Raw genomic sequence first — 15792 nt, 5'->3', positions numbered from 1 at the left:
GCGAAACGGCTCCGGAACTTGGCTCGCTCAGTCATGATGAAGTGATGAGAACGGACCGCCGATGAGCCTGCTGGCACTTGCCATGGGCGGCGGGTACGGGCACGCGAGCCGGGTGGCCGCGGCCCGCTGGACCCTGCAGGTGACCGCGCCCACGCTGGTGGTGGTGTCGGATCCGCACCTGCCGGAGGCCCTGGCGCCGGGCTGTTCGCTGATCTCCCCGCCCGCCGCGGTGCGGTCGCGGGCCGAGCTGCGCGCCTGGGTGCGCGACCTGCTGGCCGAGCAGGCGCCCGATGAGGTGTGGGTGGACGCCTTCCCGGTCGGGGTGCTGGGCGAACTCACCGACGACCTGTTCGAGGACCGACCGCTGCGTCATCTGGCCCGTCGGCTGCGCTGGGATTCCTACGTACGCCGGCTCACGATCCACCCGCCGCGCTACGACACGGTCTGGGTGACTGAGGAGCTCGAACCCGCCCACCGGGCCTGGCTGGCGGCCGACTCCGGGGTGCTCGAACCGTTGGCGCTGAGCGATCCGCCGCTGGACCCCGGCCCGGCCGCCGCGGTCGACCTGCCCGAGGGGGTCTGGCTGGTGATCCACAGTGGGCCGTTGCAGGAGGTGGCCCAGTTGGTCGCGGTCGCCCGGGCGTACGCCTCGGGCCCGATCGTGATCATCGCACCGGGGGAGGGCCTGCGGCTGCCCGGCGTCCATGCGTGGCTGCAGGTGATCCCGGCGGCGCCGCTGGCGGATCGACCCGAGGTCGCCGGCGTGGTGACCGCGGGCGGGACGGCGTCGCTGCGGCAGTATCGACATCTGGGGGATCGGCATATCGTGGTGCCCCTACGGCGCCCCCTGGACGACCAGGCCTGGCGGGCGGCGCATCGTTTCTCCGGGTCCCAGGGCTGAGGGGGCCGGACCGGATACAGGAGGTGCGGATGGGGACGTTCGTGGAGGTTCCGGCCCAGACCGTGGTGACCCTGCTCGACACGCTGCTGGCGGCGGACTGGGTCGAGGCGGAAGCCGAGGTCGACGGGATCGCGGTGGTCTCGGAGATCGATCCGCCGCGACATGTGGTCGAGCTGATCCGCAGCGACGAGTTCTGGGACGCGCCGGACTCCGGGCCCGGTTCGGCCGCCGACTGGTGGGATCGGACCGACCCGCGGATCACCGAGATCGAGCGGGGCCTGTGCGATCGCTTCGGTGATCCGCAGCGGCACAACCAGACCGAGGACATCACGCACGGCTCGGCGCTGGATGTGGTGCTGATGGCGGAGAACCTCGACTGTGCCGATGTGTGGCCGGTGGCGCAGCGTCGGGTGATCCTGCTCAGTGGGCAGGGCGACCCGGAATTGCCGATCATCCTGCAACTGATCGTGGCGCCGGCGGCGTACGTGGAGGACAAGTCGATCGACCTGCTCGGCGACCGACTGCGGCCCGACGCGCCCTGACGGAAGAAAACTCCCGCGCGGGGTGTTGCAGCAACGATCACTCTCGCGAATGAGGTTTCCATGGCTTTGAATGTCGATATCTGGTCCGACGTGGCGTGCCCCTGGTGCTACATCGGCAAGGCCCGCTTCGAGAAGGCGCTGGCCGAATTCGAGCACGCCGACGAGGTCACCGTGACCTGGCACTCCTACCTGCTGGACCCCTCGCTCCCGGAGGCCTTCGACGGCACCGAGCGGGACTACCTGGCGCAGGCCAAGGGGATGCCGGCCGAGCAGGTGCGCCAGCTGACCGCGGTGGTCGAGGAGAACGCGCGGGCCGAGGGCCTCGCGATGGACTTCGAGAAGGTACGCCCGGCGAACTCCACCCGGGCCCACCTGGTGCTGCAACTGGCCAAGCGGACCGACGGAGTCGACGCGAACGCACTCAAGGACGCCCTGTTCCGGGCCCACTTCGTCGACGGCGCGGTGATCTCCGATCCGGAGGTCCTGGTCGGTCTCGGCGCGGAGGTAGGCCTGTCCCGCGACCAGGTGCTGGCCGCGTTGGACGATCCCGCCCTGGTGACCGCCTTCCAGAGCGACCTGCAGAACGCCCGGCAGCTCGGGGTGACCGGGGTGCCGTTCTTCGTACTGCAGAACAAGTACGGCGTCTCCGGCGCGCAGCCCAGTGAGCTGTTCGGCCAGGCGCTGAACAAGGTCTGGGCCGAGATCAGCCCGGCGAAGCCGGCCCTGATCACGCTGGACGGTCCGGCCGGTGAGGCCTGTGGCCCGGACGGCTGCTGACCCGCTCCCCGACGCTCTCCTGGGGCCCGCTCCGATTTCGGGGCGGGCCCCGGCAATTTCTGTCAGCGGCCGGATCTAGGCTGGATTGTGGTCGTGATCACACGGCCACTCCGATAGGAGACAGACATGTCCACTCGTAATGGCGCACCCACCTGGATCGACCTGGGAACCAACGATCTGGCCGGGGCCAAACAGTTCTACACCGACCTCTTCGGCTGGACCTACCAGGACACCGGCGAGGAGTTCGGCCACTACAACATCATCCTGTCCGAGGGGGCGCCGGTCGGCGGCCTGATGGACATGACGGCCAACCCCGAAACCGCCGACCAGCCGCCGGCCTGGGGCGTCTACCTGAAGGTCGCCGACATCGCCGCGACCACCGAACTGGTGCGCACCCACGGCGGCCAGGTCCTCTTCGAGCCGATGCCGGTGGGCGACATGGGTTCGATGGCCATCTATCTCGATGCCACCGGAGCCATGGTCGGGGCCTGGCAGGACGGCACCTTCAGTGGGACCGAGTTCACCCTCCAGCCCGGCTCCCCGGTCTGGTTCGAGATCATGAGCACCGATTTCGACGCCTCGGTGGACTTCTACCAGCAGGTGTTCGGCTGGGAACTGAGCGCGATGCCCAGCGACGGCGACGACAACTTCCGCTACTCGACCTTCGGTGCCGGCAATGATGCGGTCGCCGGGATCTGTGATGCCTCCGGGTTCCTGCCGGCCGGGACGACCTCCTACTGGCGCTACTACCTCGGGGTGGTCAATGCCGATGAGACCGCCGCGCAGTTCCGGGCCAAGGGCGGCCAGGTGCTCGACGGGCCCGCCGACTCGCCGTTCGGCCGCTTCGCGACCGTCGCCGATCCGCAGGGGGCCCAGTTCCAGATCAATCAGGACCCGAGCGCATGAAACGTGCGGCCACCTGCCTGTGGTTCGATGACCGGGCCGAACCGGCGGTGGACTTCTACGCGGGGATCTTCGACGAGCTCACCGTGCTGGAGAAGGTGCGCACCCCGGACGGCACGGGCGCCGGACCGGTGCTGTTGGTGATCTTCGAGCTGGCCGGGCAGCGGTTCACCGCGTTGAACGGTGGTCCGGTGTTCACCCTGTCCGAGGCCGCCTCGATCGAGGTGCACACCGACGATCAGGCCGAGACCGACCGGATCTGGGACGCCTTCCTGGCCGCCGGAGCGGTCGAGCAGCAGTGCGGCTGGCTCAAGGATCAGTTCGGGCTGTCCTGGCAGATCGTGCCGGACCGGCTGAACGACCTGCTGGCGGATCCGGATCCGGCCCGGGCCAAGGCGGGCATGGATGCCATGCTCAAGCAGACCCGGATCGTGCTGGCCGACATCGAAGCCGCCGTCGCGGCGGCCTGAACCCATCACCCAGTCAGGGGGCATCGCATGTCACGCGTTGTTCATTTCGAGCTTCATGCCTCGCAGCCGCAGGTGCTGATCGACTTCTACACCAAGCTGCTCGGTTGGGAGTTCGCTCAGTTCGGGGACAATCCCTATTGGGCCATCATCACCGGTACGACCGGGGACGGCATCAACGGAGGGCTGGCGCAACGGCAGGGCGATCCGCCCGAGCCGGGCTCCCCGCTGAATGCGGCCACCATCGTGGTTCCGGTCGACAACGTCGATGAGTCGTACGCCGCCGCCCTCGCCGACGGGGCAGCAGAAGCTATCCCGCCGGCCGATGTGCCGGGGGTGGGTCGGTTGGCGTACATCCAGGACCCGGACGGAAATGTCGTCGGATTGCTCACCCCGGCTCCCGGAGGGATGGATACCCCGGGGGCCTGATCAGGATTGGGTGACTGAGACGGTTGGGTGACTGAGCCGGTTGGGTGACTGAGCCGGCGGCTCAGGAGGCGTAGCGGCCCGCGCTGCGGGCGCGGGCCTTCTCCGCCTCGACCTCCCGGTCCTTCGGCGGCGCGGTGGTGGTCAGCGAGGACAACAACGCCACGGTGGCCGCGGCGACCTCGTCGACGGCGCGGTCGAAGGCCTCCTGATTGGCCTGTGAGGGTTTCGTGTAGCCGGAGACCTTGCGTACGTACTGGAGTGCGGCGGCTCGGGCCTCATCCTCGGTGGCGGGCGGCTCGAAGTTGAACAACGGGCGGATATTGCGGCACATGGGGCGACTCCTTCGGGGGTCTTCCCAGTCTGCCACCAGCGGTCCGGGCCGGGCCCTGCGCAATGGGGCCACGCGCGGGGCAGTGGGGCCGAGCGCGGGGCAGTGGGACCGAGCGCGGGGGGCGACCCGGCCCGGGCACTCGGGGTGCGACCGGCCCGGCTCTGCTCGGCGAGCGTCCGGCCAGGCTCTGCTCGGGGAGTGACCGGCCCGGCTCTACTCGCGACCGCCCGGGCACTCAGGGCGCGACCAGGCCGGCGAACTGTTGTCCGCCCGCTTCGGCCAGCCTTTCCGCGGCCGCCTCGGCGGTGGCGAGGTTCTGCGCGGTCGGCCTGATCCACCAGTCGGCCCGGATGGACAGTTTCTTACCCGAACTCTTCGGACGCCACGTTCCCAGCAGTTCTCCTTCGGCCACGAGCGCGCCCGGACGGCCCAGGACCGGCCAGAGTTCTTTGTGCCGGGACGCGTCCGCCAGCAGATGCCGATCCTTGGCGGCCAGAAACAGGTCGAAGCCATTGAGCAGCAGGACCCGCTCCGGGTCGGCCGGCTGCGCCTGTGCCAGGGTGTCCGCGTCCTCGGGCAGGATCCAGGCCTTCTCCCCGGCCCGGTCCACCTCGATTGCGTCGCTCGGCCACAGCGTCTTCGCCTCGGTCACCGTTGTGTCGAGGTAACCGGACAGGTCTTTCGGGGTGGCGGGACCGAGTAGGCGCAGGTAGGCCCGAGCGATCTGATAGCGCGGCGGGACCGCGGCCGGATCGCCGGCCGAGCCCGATCCGGTGGCCCAGGGGGTCGGGGTCCAGCCGGGGATCCGACGCAGTACCGGCGGGTTAGTGCCTGGTTCCAGTTCGATACCGCCGTGCAGGGCGGACAGCCGGAACAGTTGCTCGTGCGGATGGACCACCCCGCAGGGACGGCAGTCCACCTGGAGTTCGTCGCGCAGGACCTGGTGCAGCCGGCCGGAGACGACGCCCTTGCCAGCCGGGTCGGCGCACGCCGTCCACATCGCCGCGGCCATGTCGGCCCAGCCGGTGAGCATCTGCTGCACCTTCTTGGCCGCTCCGGCGGACCGGCGTTCCGCGTCGCGCTCGGACACCGGGCACAGCGCCTGCTCGACCTCGGCCAGATCGGCCCGGCGGTAGAAATGCGGTCCGCCACGGATGCCCCACACCAGCGCCAGGGGGTCGGAAAAGTCATCGGTGACCTCGACCGCGTCGCAAACGGAGATTCCCCGGTTCAGCAGCGCGACCCGTCCAGCGTTGCCCTGGCCGTGCTGGATGCCCAGATCGAGCACGGCGAGGCTGTCCACGCTGCGTGCCGCGGTGTCGGTCTCGGGGGTGTCCAACTGTTGGCGCTGCCAGCGATAGCGAAGGACTTGCTCACGGTTCACGTGCATGGATCCACCTCGATGCTTCGGTGTGTGCCGATAGTGACTCTACTTCGGGGTACAGGGGTCGAATCCGCTGATTTCTGCGATCTGGGGACAGAATCGGACCGCAGATGAGTCCGCTGAGCCACCTCCGGTGGGCGACGGACGGCGGAGCGTGACCGGGGACCGAGGCCTGGCCGTGGCCCTGGGAATTCGGTGGGGCAGCGAGGGAACTGTGCCGGGCAGCACCCGCAGTAGGCCATGGGGCGTAGGGAGGGCGCCGGGCAGCACCGGCGGCGGGCCGTGGGGCGAGGGAAGCCGTGGGTGTCTCACCGGGGAGCGACGGTTCAGGCCCGAGCAGCGAGGACATGTGGGTGGGCGGCGAAGGGGCCGTCCAAGCAGCGAAGCCCCAGCCCGGGGAGCGAAGGCAGCGGTGCTCGCTCCCCGCCATGAATCCTCGCTCGTTGCCGTGGTGCAGGTCCTGGATCGGCGTCGTGGCGGGGGGGGCGAGGGAAATGTGCCGGGCAGCACCCGCAGTAGGCCATGGGGCGAGGGAAGCCGCGGGTGTCTTACCGGGGAGCGACGGTTCAGGCACGAGCGGCGAGGACTCGTGGGTGGGCAGCGAAGGGTCCGTCCCTGGAGCGAAGCCCCAGCCCGGGGAGCGAGGGCAGCAGTGCTCGCTCCCCGCCACGAACCCTCGCTCGCTGCCCCGGTGGTGGCGGGTCCGGCCATCGTGACCGGAGCCCGCTACGCCACCCGGCCCGGCGCGCCGACCCGACCTGGCCCGGCACGCCACCCGGCCAGGCACCCGACCCAACCTGGCCCCGGCACGCCAACCAGGCTCAAACCGGCGCGCCGACCCGGGCCGGCCGCCTCGACCCGAACGCATCCGTCAACCCACCGACGCGACCCGGGCGCCGAGCTACGAGCCTGCCGACGGATCCCTCAGTGGCCCCGGTCGATCCATTCCTGCAGATGCGGCCGCTCGGCACCGATCGTGGTCGAGTCGCCGTGCCCGGTCAGCACCACGGTCTCATCGGGCAACGGGAACAGCTTCTCCTTGATCGACGCGATGATCGTCGGAAAGTCCGAGTACGACCGCCCCGTCGCGCCCGGGCCGCCGGAGAACAGCGTGTCCCCGGAGAAGACCACCCCGTGCTCGCCCAGCTGCGGCGCGATCAGACACATCGACCCCGGTGAGTGGCCCGGCGTCGAGACCGCCTCCAGAGTTACGTCGCCGACAGTGAACTTGTCCCCGGGGTGCAGGTCCTCGTCGAACTTCGCATCCCCGTGCACGGCCTGCCAGAGCATGGTGTCGACCGGGTTCAGGTAGGTCTTCCCACCGACCAGCCGCTGGGTGGCCAGGGACTCCCGAATGTGATCGTCGTGACCGTGGGTCAGCACGATCGCCGACACCTCGCGACCACCGACCAGGTCGGCGACCGCCTGCGGATCGTGCGCCGGATCGATGATCAGGCAGGTCCGGTCATCGCCGATCACGTAGACGTTGTTGTCGACCTCCCAGGTACCCCCGTCCAGCGAGAAGGTCCCACTGGTCACGATCTTGTCGATGCGTACGCTCACGCCGGCACCTCGTTGATCTCGACGACCGAACGCAGGACCTTGCCTTCCTTCATCTTGGTGAAGGCCTCCTCGACATCCCCCAGACCGATCCGCTCGGAGACGAAGCCGTCCAGGTCGAGCCGGCCCAGCCGGTACTGCTCGACCAGCATCGGGAAGTCCCGGCTGGGCAGGGTGTCCCCGTACCAGGCGGACTTGATCGAGCCGCCGCGGCCGAACACCTCGTCCAGCGGGATCTCCCAGGTGGTGCCCGGATCCGGTACGCCGACCAGGACCACCCGGCCGGCCAGATCCCGGGCCCGGAACGCCTGGGCGAAGGTCGGCGCGATCCCGACCGCGTCGACCACCAGGTCGGCGCCGAAGCCACCGGTCAGTTCCTGGATCGCCTCGACGGCATCGACATTCTTCGAGTTCACCGTGTGCGTGGCCCCGAACTTCTTCGCGGTCTCCAGCTTCTCGTCATCCAGGTCGACCGCAATGATCGTGGTCGCCCCGGCCAGCTGCGCGCCGGCGATCGCGGCGGTACCGACGCCGCCGCAGCCGATCACCGCGACCGACTCGCCACGCTTGAGCGCCCCGGTGTTCAGCACCGCGCCGATCCCGGCCATCACGCCACACCCGAGCAGGCCGACCGCGGCGTACTGCTCGGGGGCGAGGTCGCCCTCGATCTTGGTGCACTGCCCGGCCGCGACCAGGGTCTTCTCGGCGAAGGCGCCGATCCCCAACGCCGGCGACAGCGGGGTCCCGTCGGCCAGGGTCATCTTCTGGGTCGCGTTGAAGGTCGCGAAGCAGTACCACGGCTCCCCGCGGCGGCAGGCGCGGCAGTTCCCGCAGACCGCGCGCCAGTTCAGGATCACCCGATCGCCGACCGCGACCTCGGTGACACCCTCGCCGACGGCAGCCACTACGCCGGAGGCCTCGTGCCCCAGCAGGAACGGGAAGTCATCGCCGACACCGCCGACCTGGTAGTGATGATCGGTCTGGCACACGCCGCAGGTGATCACATCGACCAGGGCCTCCCCGGGCCCGGGGTCCGGCACCAGAATCGTCTCCACAGTTGCCGGGGCGTCCTTCGCCTTGACGACCACTGCCTGGACTTCGTGTACACCCATGGATGCCTCCGCTGTGAGTTCTCTCGCTGTCGGTCCGACCCTACTGGCGACCCGCGAGACGGACCAGCATGCTTGCCTCCCGCAGGTGACAGGCAGCCAGCATCGGTTGCGCCGAAACGCCCGAAAACGCCCGATTCTGGAAACGAACGACGCCTGCCTGTCATTCGGGCTCGAGACCGAACACCGGAATCAGCCGGTGCGCGGTCACCGCATAGTCCTCGAAGGCCGGCCATTCCCGGACCACGGCCTGCCAGGCATGGGCCCGCTCGGCACCGGCCAGTTCCCGCCACCGCCACGATCCCCGGTGCCCGCGTACGGTCGCCTCGACCCGCGGCCCGGACGCCCGCAGATTGTGCACCCACGCCGGGACCACCGGCTGTCCCCAGTTGGACCCGACCAGGAAGATCCGGTCCGACTCACGTACGCCCAACAGTGTCGTGTGCCGCACTTCGCCGCTGCGTCGCCCGGTCAGGTGCAACACCACCGGACACGTCCCCGGCAGGAACCGCAGCAGGGACCAGCGGTACCCGCTCAGCCGCCCGATCGCCGCATCACTGCGCACGATCAGGCCGCGCAGGGACGGCCGGGTCAACGATCGGAGCACCGCGGGCACAGGCATGATTCGCTCAGCCTAATGCTCCGCCGCGACCGGCCATTGCGAACCGACCAGAACCGGTTCGACCCGCCCTTACCGCGCGGGGTCGGGCACGGTAACGTCGGACAAGCAGTCACTTCCCTCGACAGAAAGTTCCGCGATGCCGTACGCAAGTTCCTTATCGGGAATCTGGATCGCCGACCCGGCCCATTCCACGCTCGGCTTCGTGGCTCGCCACGCGGTGGTGACCAGAATCCGCGGCAAATTCACCGACTTCGACATTCGCATCGATGCCAATGCCGATGACGTGGCGGCGTCCTCGGTCACCGCGAAGGTCCGGGTGGCCAGCGTGGAGACCAACCAGGAGCAGCGCGATCAGCACCTGCGCAGCGCCGACTTCTTCGATGTGCAGCGGTGGCCGGAAATGACCTTCGTCAGCACCGGGGTCGATGAGGTCGACGAGGATTCCCTGCTGATTCAGGGGGATCTGACCATTCGGGACGTCACCCGCAGTATTTCCTTGCCGATGGACTTTCTGGGCGTCCAGTACGACCCGCTCAGCAAGGTGGAGCGGGCCAGTTTCGAAGGCAGCCGCCGGATCAATCGGCAGGATTTCGGGCTGAAATGGAATGTCCCGCTGGACACCGGTGGTGTGCTGGTGTCTGAGCGGATCACGATCGAGTACAGCATCAGTGCCGTACGTGAGCAGAGCATCGACGAAGTGCTCAAGAGTGCAGGAGCCTGAGGTGGCCGAAAACCAGAAGTTGGGCGAGAAGTCGGAGCCGGACGCTCCGAAGGACGCCACCGACAAGCCGGCCGCGGCCGGCGGAGCGAGTGCCGCCACCGCCGGGAGTACCGCCACCGGGGCGAGTGCCGCCAGCGGGAGCACCGCCCGGACCGGCGGGCCAGGGGCGTCGGACCAGATTCGCCCCAAGGTGATCCGGACGATGGAGTTCCCGGTCCGGATGCGCGGGTACGCCGTGGAGGAGGTCACCGACTACCTCACCGAGGTCGCCGACGCGGTCGAGGACCTGCAGGCCGAGAACCAGGATCTCCGCGCGCAGAACGAGCAGTTGCGCCGCCAACTCGATGTCTCCCGCCGCAATGCCGCCCGGGCGGAGAAGCAGCTCGAGGCGCACGCGATGCCCGCCCCGGTGGCGTCCGCCGGCAACCTCAGCGACGGCGCGCAGGCCTCGCAGATCCTGCTGCAGGCGCAGAACCTGGCCGACCGGCTGGTCACCGATGCGCAGACCGAGGCCCATATGCTGGTGGCCGAGGCCGCCAACGTTGACTCCATCGACTACGTACGCACCTATGCCAAAGTCACCCACAAGCAACTGGAGTCGGTAGTCTCCGAGTTGCTGAAGCAGATCCAGTTGCTGGGCAAACTGGCCAACCAGGACAACCGCGCCACCACCTGGGAGGCCATGAAGCACTGACCGGCGAGACGAGGAGCCCGACCGAGGACCATGAATCAGGTTGTTACGTGGCTCACTGACCTCGGTTCGTTGATCGACCGGTTGCTGCGCTCCGATCTGGCTGGGCTGCGACCGGCGTACGACAATTGGACCTGGAGCCTCACACTCACCCTGGTGCTGCTGGTGGCGACCTCCACGCTGATCGGCCACGCGGTGGTGCTGGCGGTCAATCGGGTGCACGGCGCGGGCGTGGTGATCAGTTCCCTGCTGAACGGTCTGTACGCCGTGGCCAGCACCATCGGGGAGTCCGTGGTGCTGTGGCTGATCGCCCGCTGGACCCTCGCCGAGCCTCCGTCGCTGGCCCTGGCCCTGTGGCTGGTGGCGGTGGCCAGCGCGCCGCGCCTGTTCCATTTCCTCGAACTGGTGCCCTGGATCGGGACCTGGCTCGGGCGGCTCGCCCAGGTGTGGAGCTTCGTGCTGCTGTGGCAGGTGGTGTCGACCTTCCTCGGCGTCGGAGCGGTGGTCGGGCTCCTGCTGGCGGGGGGCACCTGGGTCGTGACGTACCTGGTCACCCAGTTGGTCCGGGCCCCGACCGGTCGGCTGCTCGAGGTGATCTGGTACCGGGTGACCGGGCGCGACCTCTACCACAACTCCCGCGAAATTCTGCTGCGCGCGGTCGTCAGCGATGATCCCGAGGAACTCGACCAGCGCCTGGACGGCCCGCTGGTGGTCGACGGCGTCACCGTCGTGCAGCCGGAGGACGAGCGATGATCTGGGGAATCCTGGTCGCCCTGCTCGGGATCCTGACCGTGATGCTGCTCACCGCGCCGCTGGAAACCCTGAGCTGGTGGGCCCGGCGCGGTCCCGAACAGACCCGACGCAGCATCGAACACCGGCGCAGCCTGACCCCCGAACCGGGCGATCCGACCGACTGCTACCTGGTCTACTTCTCCGGCGTCGGCGTCGCCGAACCGAGCATCATCCCGAAGCCGGAACTGCCGCTGTTGGACAGCCTCACGAAGCGCTTCGGGGACAACCTGCGCATCGTGACCGAGATCTACCCGTACGCCATGGAGAACCGCGGCCTGCTGAAGGGGCGCCGGACGGCGTGGTGGTGGCGCTTTCTGATCAGCCTGAAGGGCAAGCGCTTCGGCGCCCTGTCGGCACTGGTCTCGTTGCGCAATGTGATCCAGGTGCTCGTCTCCGCCGACCGACGGTACGGGCCGATGTTCTCGGCGGGGGTGGCGCGTACGGTCTGGAAGGGCCTGCTCGGCGCCGGCTACCAGCCGGGCAGCAAGATTCCGGTGGTGTTCATGGGCTGGAGCGGCGGCGCCCAGATGGCGGCCGGGGCGTCCTGGTACCTGTCGGCGGCCGGCGTCCCGACCTACCTGATGGCGCTGGGCGGGGTGATCGCCGACGACCCGGGGATCGACCGGCTGCAGCACCTGTGGCAACTGATCGGGACCAAGGACGGGGTGATCCCGCTGGCCCCGATCGCCTTCTCCGGACGCCGGCCCTGGGCACGGGACTCCAGCTGGCAGCGCGGGGTCGCCGACGGCCGGGTGACCGAGCACGTGCTCGGCCCGTTCAAGCATTTCGGCCACGGCTCCTACCTCTCCCGGCGCCGGGCTCCGGACGGCAGGTCCTACCGGGACGTCACGATCGACACCGCGGGCGATCTGCTGGTCGCCGAGGGGCTGGTCCGGGAGCAGGACCCGGCGTAGCGCCGGGCACCCTGCGGGCCTAAAGTCGGCACATGACGCAGTTCGCCCACGACAACGAGTTGGTCCTCCCGTTTCTGGGGCTGCTCGCGGCCCACCCGCGGACGCTGGCCGAACTGCAGGTCCTGCTGGGCCCGGGATCCCGCTACGAGCACGGCGGCCCCCAGCAGGGCACGATCTATTCCCACCTGCTGACCATGCAGAACGCCGGCTGGGTACAGCGGGCCGGGCAGGGGGCCGACGAGCAACTGCGGATCACCGAGGCGGGAACCGCCGAACTGCGCCGCCGGGTCGCCCGGGGGATCACCGACGCGTCGTGGACCTCCGGCTCGGGCTTCGTCACCGCGCTGCCGTTCCTGCCGGTCTTCCCCGCCGAGCAGGCCGCCGACCTGCTCGCCGAACGCATCCGGGGCCTGCAGGCCCGGCAGGAGGAGTTCCTGCAATCGGCCGATCTGGGCACCCGCGACGACGCCACCCGCGCCAAGGACGACTACCTCCATCGCCGCTCGATCTGGGAGATGAGCTGGCTGGAGGACTACCGACAACGCATCCTGGCCGGCGACTGGGGACCGAGCGGGGCATGAGCACCCCACCCGCCTGGCTGGAGCAGGCCCCCGCCCGGCTGTGGTCGGAGTTCCCCGCCTGGTTCGCCGATTTCACGCCACCCCCGCAGACCACCCGCCGCTCGGCGGTCCTGATGCTGTTCGGCGAAGGGCCCGGTGGGGTCGACGTGCTGCTGACCGAACGCGCCCGCAGCCTGCGCCGGGCGCCGGGCCAGGTGGCCTTCCCCGGCGGCGGGACCGAACCCGGTGATGCCGACGCCACCGCCACCGCGCTGCGGGAGGCCTGGGAAGAGGTCGGGGTCACCGGGGTGCGCGTCCTGGCCGAACTGCCGCAGCTCTACCTGACCCCGCTCGATGACGCGGTCACCCCGGTGGTCGGCTGGTGGCCGGCGCCGACCGAGCTGGTCCCCGACCCGATCGAGGTGGGCCGGGCGGCCCGGGTGCCGGTCGCCGAACTGCTCGATCCGGCCAACCGCTTCATGGTCCGCGGCGACTGGGGCGAGACGATCGGGTTCGCCGCCGAGGGCCTGTTCATCTGGGGGTTCACCGCGGGCCTGCTGGACCACCTGTTCAGCTCCGCCGGGGTGAACCGGCCCTGGGACCGCGAGCGGACGCTGCCGCTGCCGACCGACATCCTCGCGACGATGCGCCGCGGGCGTTAGTTCAGCGACTGATCCGGCGGCGGCTGGTACGCCACGGTGCCGGTGTTGTGCACCAGATCGGTCTCCCGGCGCAACAGTTTGACCAGCGAGACCAGCCGGCGATAGGTGCTCGGCTCCTCCAGCAGCGCCTGCCGCGTCGCGACCGGGAGGGGAAACGCCCCCGCCACCGCGTACGCCAGCTGGGCCGGCTCGGCCTCGATCTCGGGGATCCGCCCGCCCATCGCCGCGGCGTACTCGAACAGCGCATTGCGGACCTGGGCGGCGGCCTCGTGCAACGCCGCTTCCGGTGCGCCGGACGGATCCGACAGTCGCTCCACCGACGCGGTCCGGTACGGCACCTGCGGATCATCGAGGAACTCGGTGATCCGGAACCGCCACAGCCCCATCGCGGTGATCCGGGCATGATTCAGGCCGTCGGCGACATCGACCAGCCGGACCGCACACCCGACCCGGAACAGATCGGTCGGTTGATCTCCGACCTCCTGCCCCACCCGGATCGCGACGACCCCGAAGGTGCGTTCCGGCTCCGGCAGGGCGAGCAGATCCTCCAACAGGGTCAGATAGCGGGGCTCGAACAACCGCAGTTGCAGGGGCACCTCGGGGAAGTGCACCTGCCCCAGCGGAAACAGCGGCAGGTAGCGATCGGCAGACACAGGGCGAGTGTGACACATCCCGGCGCCCGCACGTCGGTGTGGGCATCGGGGCGCCGGGTGACCCGGGACCGGGAAGGATGGGCCCCATGCTCGATCCGCACCCGCCCCATCCGGACCCGACCGATCCGCAGCCTCCGGCCCGGCCCGACCCCGACCATCGACATCTGCTTGAGGTGGCCCGCGACCATGCCCTGGTGGTCAATGAGGCGCAGGCGCACTTCTTCGACTGGTTGGGTCCCTTCGAGCGTTATCACAGCGACGACACCGAGCCGGTCATCTACTTCGACGAGCACCCGATCCGGGTGCAGTGGCTCGGGTCGGTGTCGAACACGTCGCGGACCTGGCTGTGGGCGTGGGCGAATCCCGGCTTCGCCACTTCGGAGACGGCCGGCTGGACCGAGGCGGCGACCTGGCTGCGGGATCAGGCGCCCCGGCAGGATGAGTTCTGGCAACTGCGGACGCCGCTGTTCCCGATCCCGCTGGTGCCCGGGCAGCCCGAGGCCACCTGGCCGGTGTCCTATCTGGCGTTCACGCTGCTGCGGCCCAAAGCGCTGTTCTCCCTGCCCCATGCCGACGGCAGATCGTTCCTGTCCATCCACGACGAGGCGGTGCCGTGGGCGCAGCCGGATCCGGACCGGTTCGCCGACCTGCTCACCCGGACCCTGCACCGCGCCGGGGGCGGGGCGGCCGGGATGATCCGGGCGTACGCCCGGTGGTACAGCCTGCCGCTGACCGGGCTGGATGCCGACCGGCCCGATCGGGCGACGCTGCACTTCGGGCCGGAGCGGGCGCTGCACCTGCAGGTGAGCGACACCGACGTCCGGTTCGGGTGAGTCGGCTCCCGGCTCAGGCGACCAGATCGGCGTAGTCGGGGTGCTTGTCCAGCCAGCTCTTGACGTAGGGGCAGGTCGGGATGATCTTCTCGCCGGACTGGCGGATTCCGTCCAGGACGTGGCGGACCAGGCCGCCGGCGATGCCGCGGCCGCCGAATTCCTTCTCCACGATCGTGTGCTGCAGATCGAAGACGCCGTCGGTGTGGACATAGGTCAGGACCCCGGCGACCTTCCCCTCGACCTGCGCCTCGAACCGATGCTTGGCCTCGTTGCGGGTGAAGACGGGATCGGTCTGCGTGGTGTTTTGGCTCATGGCATCCACAACATCAGGGTTCCGGGGATTCTTCCAGACCCTCGCTCGGCCGACTCGCGCCCTCCGGGTCCCCGGGCCGGGCAGCCAGGGCGGTCCGCAGCCGGTCCAGCAACGGGAGCTGTCCCTTGACCAGCCGGTCGGCGGCGGTTTCCAGACTGACCCATTCGGCCCGGTCGACCTCGGGATACTCCCGGACCCGGCCCGACCCGCGCGGCCATTCCACCTCGAAGGTATTGCTCGCCACGAAGGCCAGATCGGGTGCGGCCACGGCGTACGTGCGCAGGCGTTTGCCGCCGGACAGTTTGATCTCGCCCAGGTCCAGTCGGTCGCCGTCGGGTGCCGGTACGCCGATCTCCTCGGCGAACTCGCGCTCGGCCGCAGCAGCCGGGGTCTCCTCAGCGGGGTCGTACATCCCCTTCGGGACCGTCCAGGCATGCTGCTGCTTGCGCGCCCAGAAGGGCCCGCCCATGTGCGCGATGAAGACCTCCGGACCGGCCGGGCCCACGCGGTAGCCCAGCAACCCTGCTGAATACACTGCCATATCCGCATTCTTCCCCGTCCGGCCCGCCCGGTCGCAACCCCGCCGACCGGCGCCCGTACGCTGAGGGGATCATGCCGGCCGCCGAAC

21 protein-coding genes are annotated in these 15792 nt (G+C 69.6%); 13 read left to right on the top strand and 8 right to left on the bottom strand.

Annotated elements, in window-relative coordinates:
* The first annotated feature begins 61 nt into the window (after positions 1-61).
* The 6 genes from G531_RS25760 (at position 62) to G531_RS0113335 (ending at position 4019) form a co-directional block, all read left to right on the top strand.
* Positions 62-901, top strand: coding sequence for a hypothetical protein (locus tag G531_RS25760; RefSeq protein WP_051215474.1), 840 nt, complete (start codon positions 62-64; stop codon positions 899-901).
* A gap of 29 nt (positions 902-930) precedes the next feature.
* A complete protein-coding gene (locus tag G531_RS0113355) occupies positions 931-1443 on the top strand; it encodes a hypothetical protein (RefSeq protein ID WP_026927648.1) in 513 nt (170 codons plus the stop codon).
* 60 nt (positions 1444-1503) lie between these two features.
* Positions 1504-2220, top strand: coding sequence for a DsbA family oxidoreductase (locus tag G531_RS0113350; protein ID WP_211221854.1), 717 nt, complete (start codon positions 1504-1506; stop codon positions 2218-2220).
* 126 nt (positions 2221-2346) lie between these two features.
* The gene (locus G531_RS0113345) at positions 2347-3126 is read left to right on the top strand and encodes a VOC family protein (protein ID WP_026927646.1); all 780 of its coding nucleotides are present in this window, start codon (positions 2347-2349) and stop codon (positions 3124-3126) included.
* Positions 3123-3593 carry a VOC family protein gene (locus tag G531_RS0113340; protein ID WP_026927645.1) on the top strand — a complete coding sequence of 157 codons (471 nt, stop codon included), beginning with the start codon at positions 3123-3125 and terminating at the stop codon, positions 3591-3593. The genes G531_RS0113345 and G531_RS0113340 overlap by 4 nt, the downstream gene beginning before the upstream one ends.
* Positions 3594-3620: 27 nt before the next feature.
* A complete protein-coding gene (locus tag G531_RS0113335; RefSeq protein ID WP_026927644.1) occupies positions 3621-4019 on the top strand; it encodes a VOC family protein in 399 nt (132 codons plus the stop codon).
* Positions 4020-4080: 61 nt separating this feature from the next.
* On the opposite strand, the gene G531_RS0113330 is transcribed toward G531_RS0113335, so the two are convergent.
* The 5 genes from G531_RS0113330 to G531_RS0113310 all read right to left on the bottom strand — a co-directional run bounded on the left by G531_RS0113330 (position 4081) and on the right by G531_RS0113310 (position 9025).
* Positions 4081-4350 (bottom strand): DUF2277 domain-containing protein, encoded by a 270-nt coding sequence (locus G531_RS0113330; RefSeq protein WP_026927643.1) that lies wholly within the window; start codon positions 4348-4350, stop codon positions 4081-4083.
* A gap of 235 nt (positions 4351-4585) precedes the next feature.
* A complete protein-coding gene (locus G531_RS22505) occupies positions 4586-5740 on the bottom strand; it encodes a DNA glycosylase AlkZ-like family protein (protein WP_035758904.1) in 1155 nt (384 codons plus the stop codon).
* Between the two features lie 918 nt (positions 5741-6658).
* Positions 6659-7297 carry an MBL fold metallo-hydrolase gene (locus tag G531_RS0113320; RefSeq protein WP_026927642.1) on the bottom strand — a complete coding sequence of 213 codons (639 nt, stop codon included), beginning with the start codon at positions 7295-7297 and terminating at the stop codon, positions 6659-6661.
* Positions 7294-8406: an S-(hydroxymethyl)mycothiol dehydrogenase gene (locus tag G531_RS0113315; RefSeq protein ID WP_035758902.1), complete on the bottom strand. Its 1113-nt coding sequence runs from the start codon at positions 8404-8406 to the stop codon at positions 7294-7296. Before G531_RS0113315 ends, G531_RS0113320 begins: the two co-directional genes overlap by 4 nt.
* A gap of 160 nt (positions 8407-8566) precedes the next feature.
* Entirely contained in the window at positions 8567-9025 is a 459-nt protein-coding gene (locus G531_RS0113310; protein WP_035758901.1) for a nitroreductase/quinone reductase family protein, read from the bottom strand.
* A 136-nt stretch (positions 9026-9161) separates the two neighbouring features.
* Between G531_RS0113310 and G531_RS0113305 the strand changes: the two genes are divergently transcribed.
* Genes G531_RS0113305 through G531_RS0113280 form a run of 6 tightly spaced genes read left to right on the top strand, consistent with a single transcriptional unit; the run spans position 9162 to position 13365 of the window.
* On the top strand, positions 9162-9746 hold the full coding sequence (locus tag G531_RS0113305; RefSeq protein ID WP_026927639.1) for a YceI family protein: 585 nt from the start codon (positions 9162-9164) through the stop codon (positions 9744-9746).
* A 1-nt stretch (position 9747) separates the two neighbouring features.
* Positions 9748-10440: a DivIVA domain-containing protein gene (locus G531_RS24725; RefSeq protein ID WP_051215472.1), complete on the top strand. Its 693-nt coding sequence runs from the start codon at positions 9748-9750 to the stop codon at positions 10438-10440.
* A gap of 30 nt (positions 10441-10470) precedes the next feature.
* Positions 10471-11190, top strand: coding sequence for a hypothetical protein (locus tag G531_RS0113295; protein ID WP_026927638.1), 720 nt, complete (start codon positions 10471-10473; stop codon positions 11188-11190).
* Positions 11187-12143, top strand: a complete 957-nt coding sequence (locus G531_RS0113290; RefSeq protein ID WP_026927637.1) for a hypothetical protein — start codon at positions 11187-11189, stop codon at positions 12141-12143. Before G531_RS0113295 ends, G531_RS0113290 begins: the two co-directional genes overlap by 4 nt.
* A 32-nt stretch (positions 12144-12175) precedes the next feature.
* On the top strand, positions 12176-12724 hold the full coding sequence (locus tag G531_RS0113285) for a hypothetical protein (protein ID WP_026927636.1): 549 nt from the start codon (positions 12176-12178) through the stop codon (positions 12722-12724).
* Positions 12721-13365, top strand: a complete 645-nt coding sequence (locus tag G531_RS0113280; protein WP_026927635.1) for an NUDIX hydrolase — start codon at positions 12721-12723, stop codon at positions 13363-13365. Before G531_RS0113285 ends, G531_RS0113280 begins: the two co-directional genes overlap by 4 nt.
* Here G531_RS0113280 and G531_RS22495 read toward each other — a convergent pair.
* Positions 13362-14018: an LON peptidase substrate-binding domain-containing protein gene (locus tag G531_RS22495; protein WP_051215471.1), complete on the bottom strand. Its 657-nt coding sequence runs from the start codon at positions 14016-14018 to the stop codon at positions 13362-13364. The two genes, G531_RS0113280 and G531_RS22495, sit on opposite strands and share 4 nt — an antisense overlap.
* An 86-nt stretch (positions 14019-14104) precedes the next feature.
* Here G531_RS22495 and G531_RS0113270 point away from each other — a divergent pair, with 86 nt between their 5' ends.
* Complete coding sequence (locus tag G531_RS0113270; RefSeq protein WP_026927634.1) at positions 14105-14851, top strand: DUF6882 domain-containing protein; 747 nt, start codon at positions 14105-14107, stop codon at positions 14849-14851.
* A gap of 13 nt (positions 14852-14864) precedes the next feature.
* Here the strand turns inward: G531_RS0113270 and G531_RS0113265 are convergent, their stop codons facing one another.
* Positions 14865-15164 carry a GNAT family N-acetyltransferase gene (locus tag G531_RS0113265; RefSeq protein WP_035758920.1) on the bottom strand — a complete coding sequence of 100 codons (300 nt, stop codon included), beginning with the start codon at positions 15162-15164 and terminating at the stop codon, positions 14865-14867.
* 13 nt (positions 15165-15177) lie between these two features.
* Entirely contained in the window at positions 15178-15705 is a 528-nt protein-coding gene (locus tag G531_RS22490) for an NUDIX domain-containing protein (RefSeq protein ID WP_051215470.1), read from the bottom strand.
* Positions 15706-15792 lie beyond the last annotated feature (87 nt).

The organism is Granulicoccus phenolivorans DSM 17626 = NBRC 107789 = JCM 15570, from assembly GCF_000423085.1.
GTDB lineage: Bacteria > Actinomycetota > Actinomycetes > Propionibacteriales > Propionibacteriaceae > Granulicoccus > Granulicoccus phenolivorans.
This window is presented reverse-complemented; position numbering and strand designations above follow the sequence as displayed.

What these genes read in the sequence shown, in the direction of transcription:
- G531_RS22490 (WP_051215470.1), bottom strand. Translation starts at nt 15,705, where the DNA reads ATGGCAGTGTATTCAGCAGGGTTGCTGGGCTACCGCGTGGGCCCGGCC.
- G531_RS0113330 (WP_026927643.1), bottom strand. Translation starts at nt 4,350, where the DNA reads ATGTGCCGCAATATCCGCCCGTTGTTCAACTTCGAGCCGCCCGCCACC.
- G531_RS0113290 (WP_026927637.1), top strand. Translation starts at nt 11,187, where the DNA reads ATGATCTGGGGAATCCTGGTCGCCCTGCTCGGGATCCTGACCGTGATG.
- G531_RS0113315 (WP_035758902.1), bottom strand. Translation starts at nt 8,406, where the DNA reads ATGGGTGTACACGAAGTCCAGGCAGTGGTCGTCAAGGCGAAGGACGCC.
- G531_RS0113265 (WP_035758920.1), bottom strand. Translation starts at nt 15,164, where the DNA reads ATGAGCCAAAACACCACGCAGACCGATCCCGTCTTCACCCGCAACGAG.
- G531_RS0113310 (WP_035758901.1), bottom strand. Translation starts at nt 9,025, where the DNA reads ATGCCTGTGCCCGCGGTGCTCCGATCGTTGACCCGGCCGTCCCTGCGC.
- G531_RS0113340 (WP_026927645.1), top strand. Translation starts at nt 3,123, where the DNA reads ATGAAACGTGCGGCCACCTGCCTGTGGTTCGATGACCGGGCCGAACCG.
- G531_RS0113305 (WP_026927639.1), top strand. Translation starts at nt 9,162, where the DNA reads ATGCCGTACGCAAGTTCCTTATCGGGAATCTGGATCGCCGACCCGGCC.
- G531_RS0113285 (WP_026927636.1), top strand. Translation starts at nt 12,176, where the DNA reads ATGACGCAGTTCGCCCACGACAACGAGTTGGTCCTCCCGTTTCTGGGG.
- G531_RS25760 (WP_051215474.1), top strand. Translation starts at nt 62, where the DNA reads ATGAGCCTGCTGGCACTTGCCATGGGCGGCGGGTACGGGCACGCGAGC.
- G531_RS0113350 (WP_211221854.1), top strand. Translation starts at nt 1,504, where the DNA reads ATGGCTTTGAATGTCGATATCTGGTCCGACGTGGCGTGCCCCTGGTGC.
- G531_RS0113270 (WP_026927634.1), top strand. Translation starts at nt 14,105, where the DNA reads ATGCTCGATCCGCACCCGCCCCATCCGGACCCGACCGATCCGCAGCCT.
- G531_RS0113335 (WP_026927644.1), top strand. Translation starts at nt 3,621, where the DNA reads ATGTCACGCGTTGTTCATTTCGAGCTTCATGCCTCGCAGCCGCAGGTG.
- G531_RS22505 (WP_035758904.1), bottom strand. Translation starts at nt 5,740, where the DNA reads ATGCACGTGAACCGTGAGCAAGTCCTTCGCTATCGCTGGCAGCGCCAA.
- G531_RS0113355 (WP_026927648.1), top strand. Translation starts at nt 931, where the DNA reads ATGGGGACGTTCGTGGAGGTTCCGGCCCAGACCGTGGTGACCCTGCTC.
- G531_RS0113280 (WP_026927635.1), top strand. Translation starts at nt 12,721, where the DNA reads ATGAGCACCCCACCCGCCTGGCTGGAGCAGGCCCCCGCCCGGCTGTGG.
- G531_RS0113295 (WP_026927638.1), top strand. Translation starts at nt 10,471, where the DNA reads ATGAATCAGGTTGTTACGTGGCTCACTGACCTCGGTTCGTTGATCGAC.
- G531_RS0113345 (WP_026927646.1), top strand. Translation starts at nt 2,347, where the DNA reads ATGTCCACTCGTAATGGCGCACCCACCTGGATCGACCTGGGAACCAAC.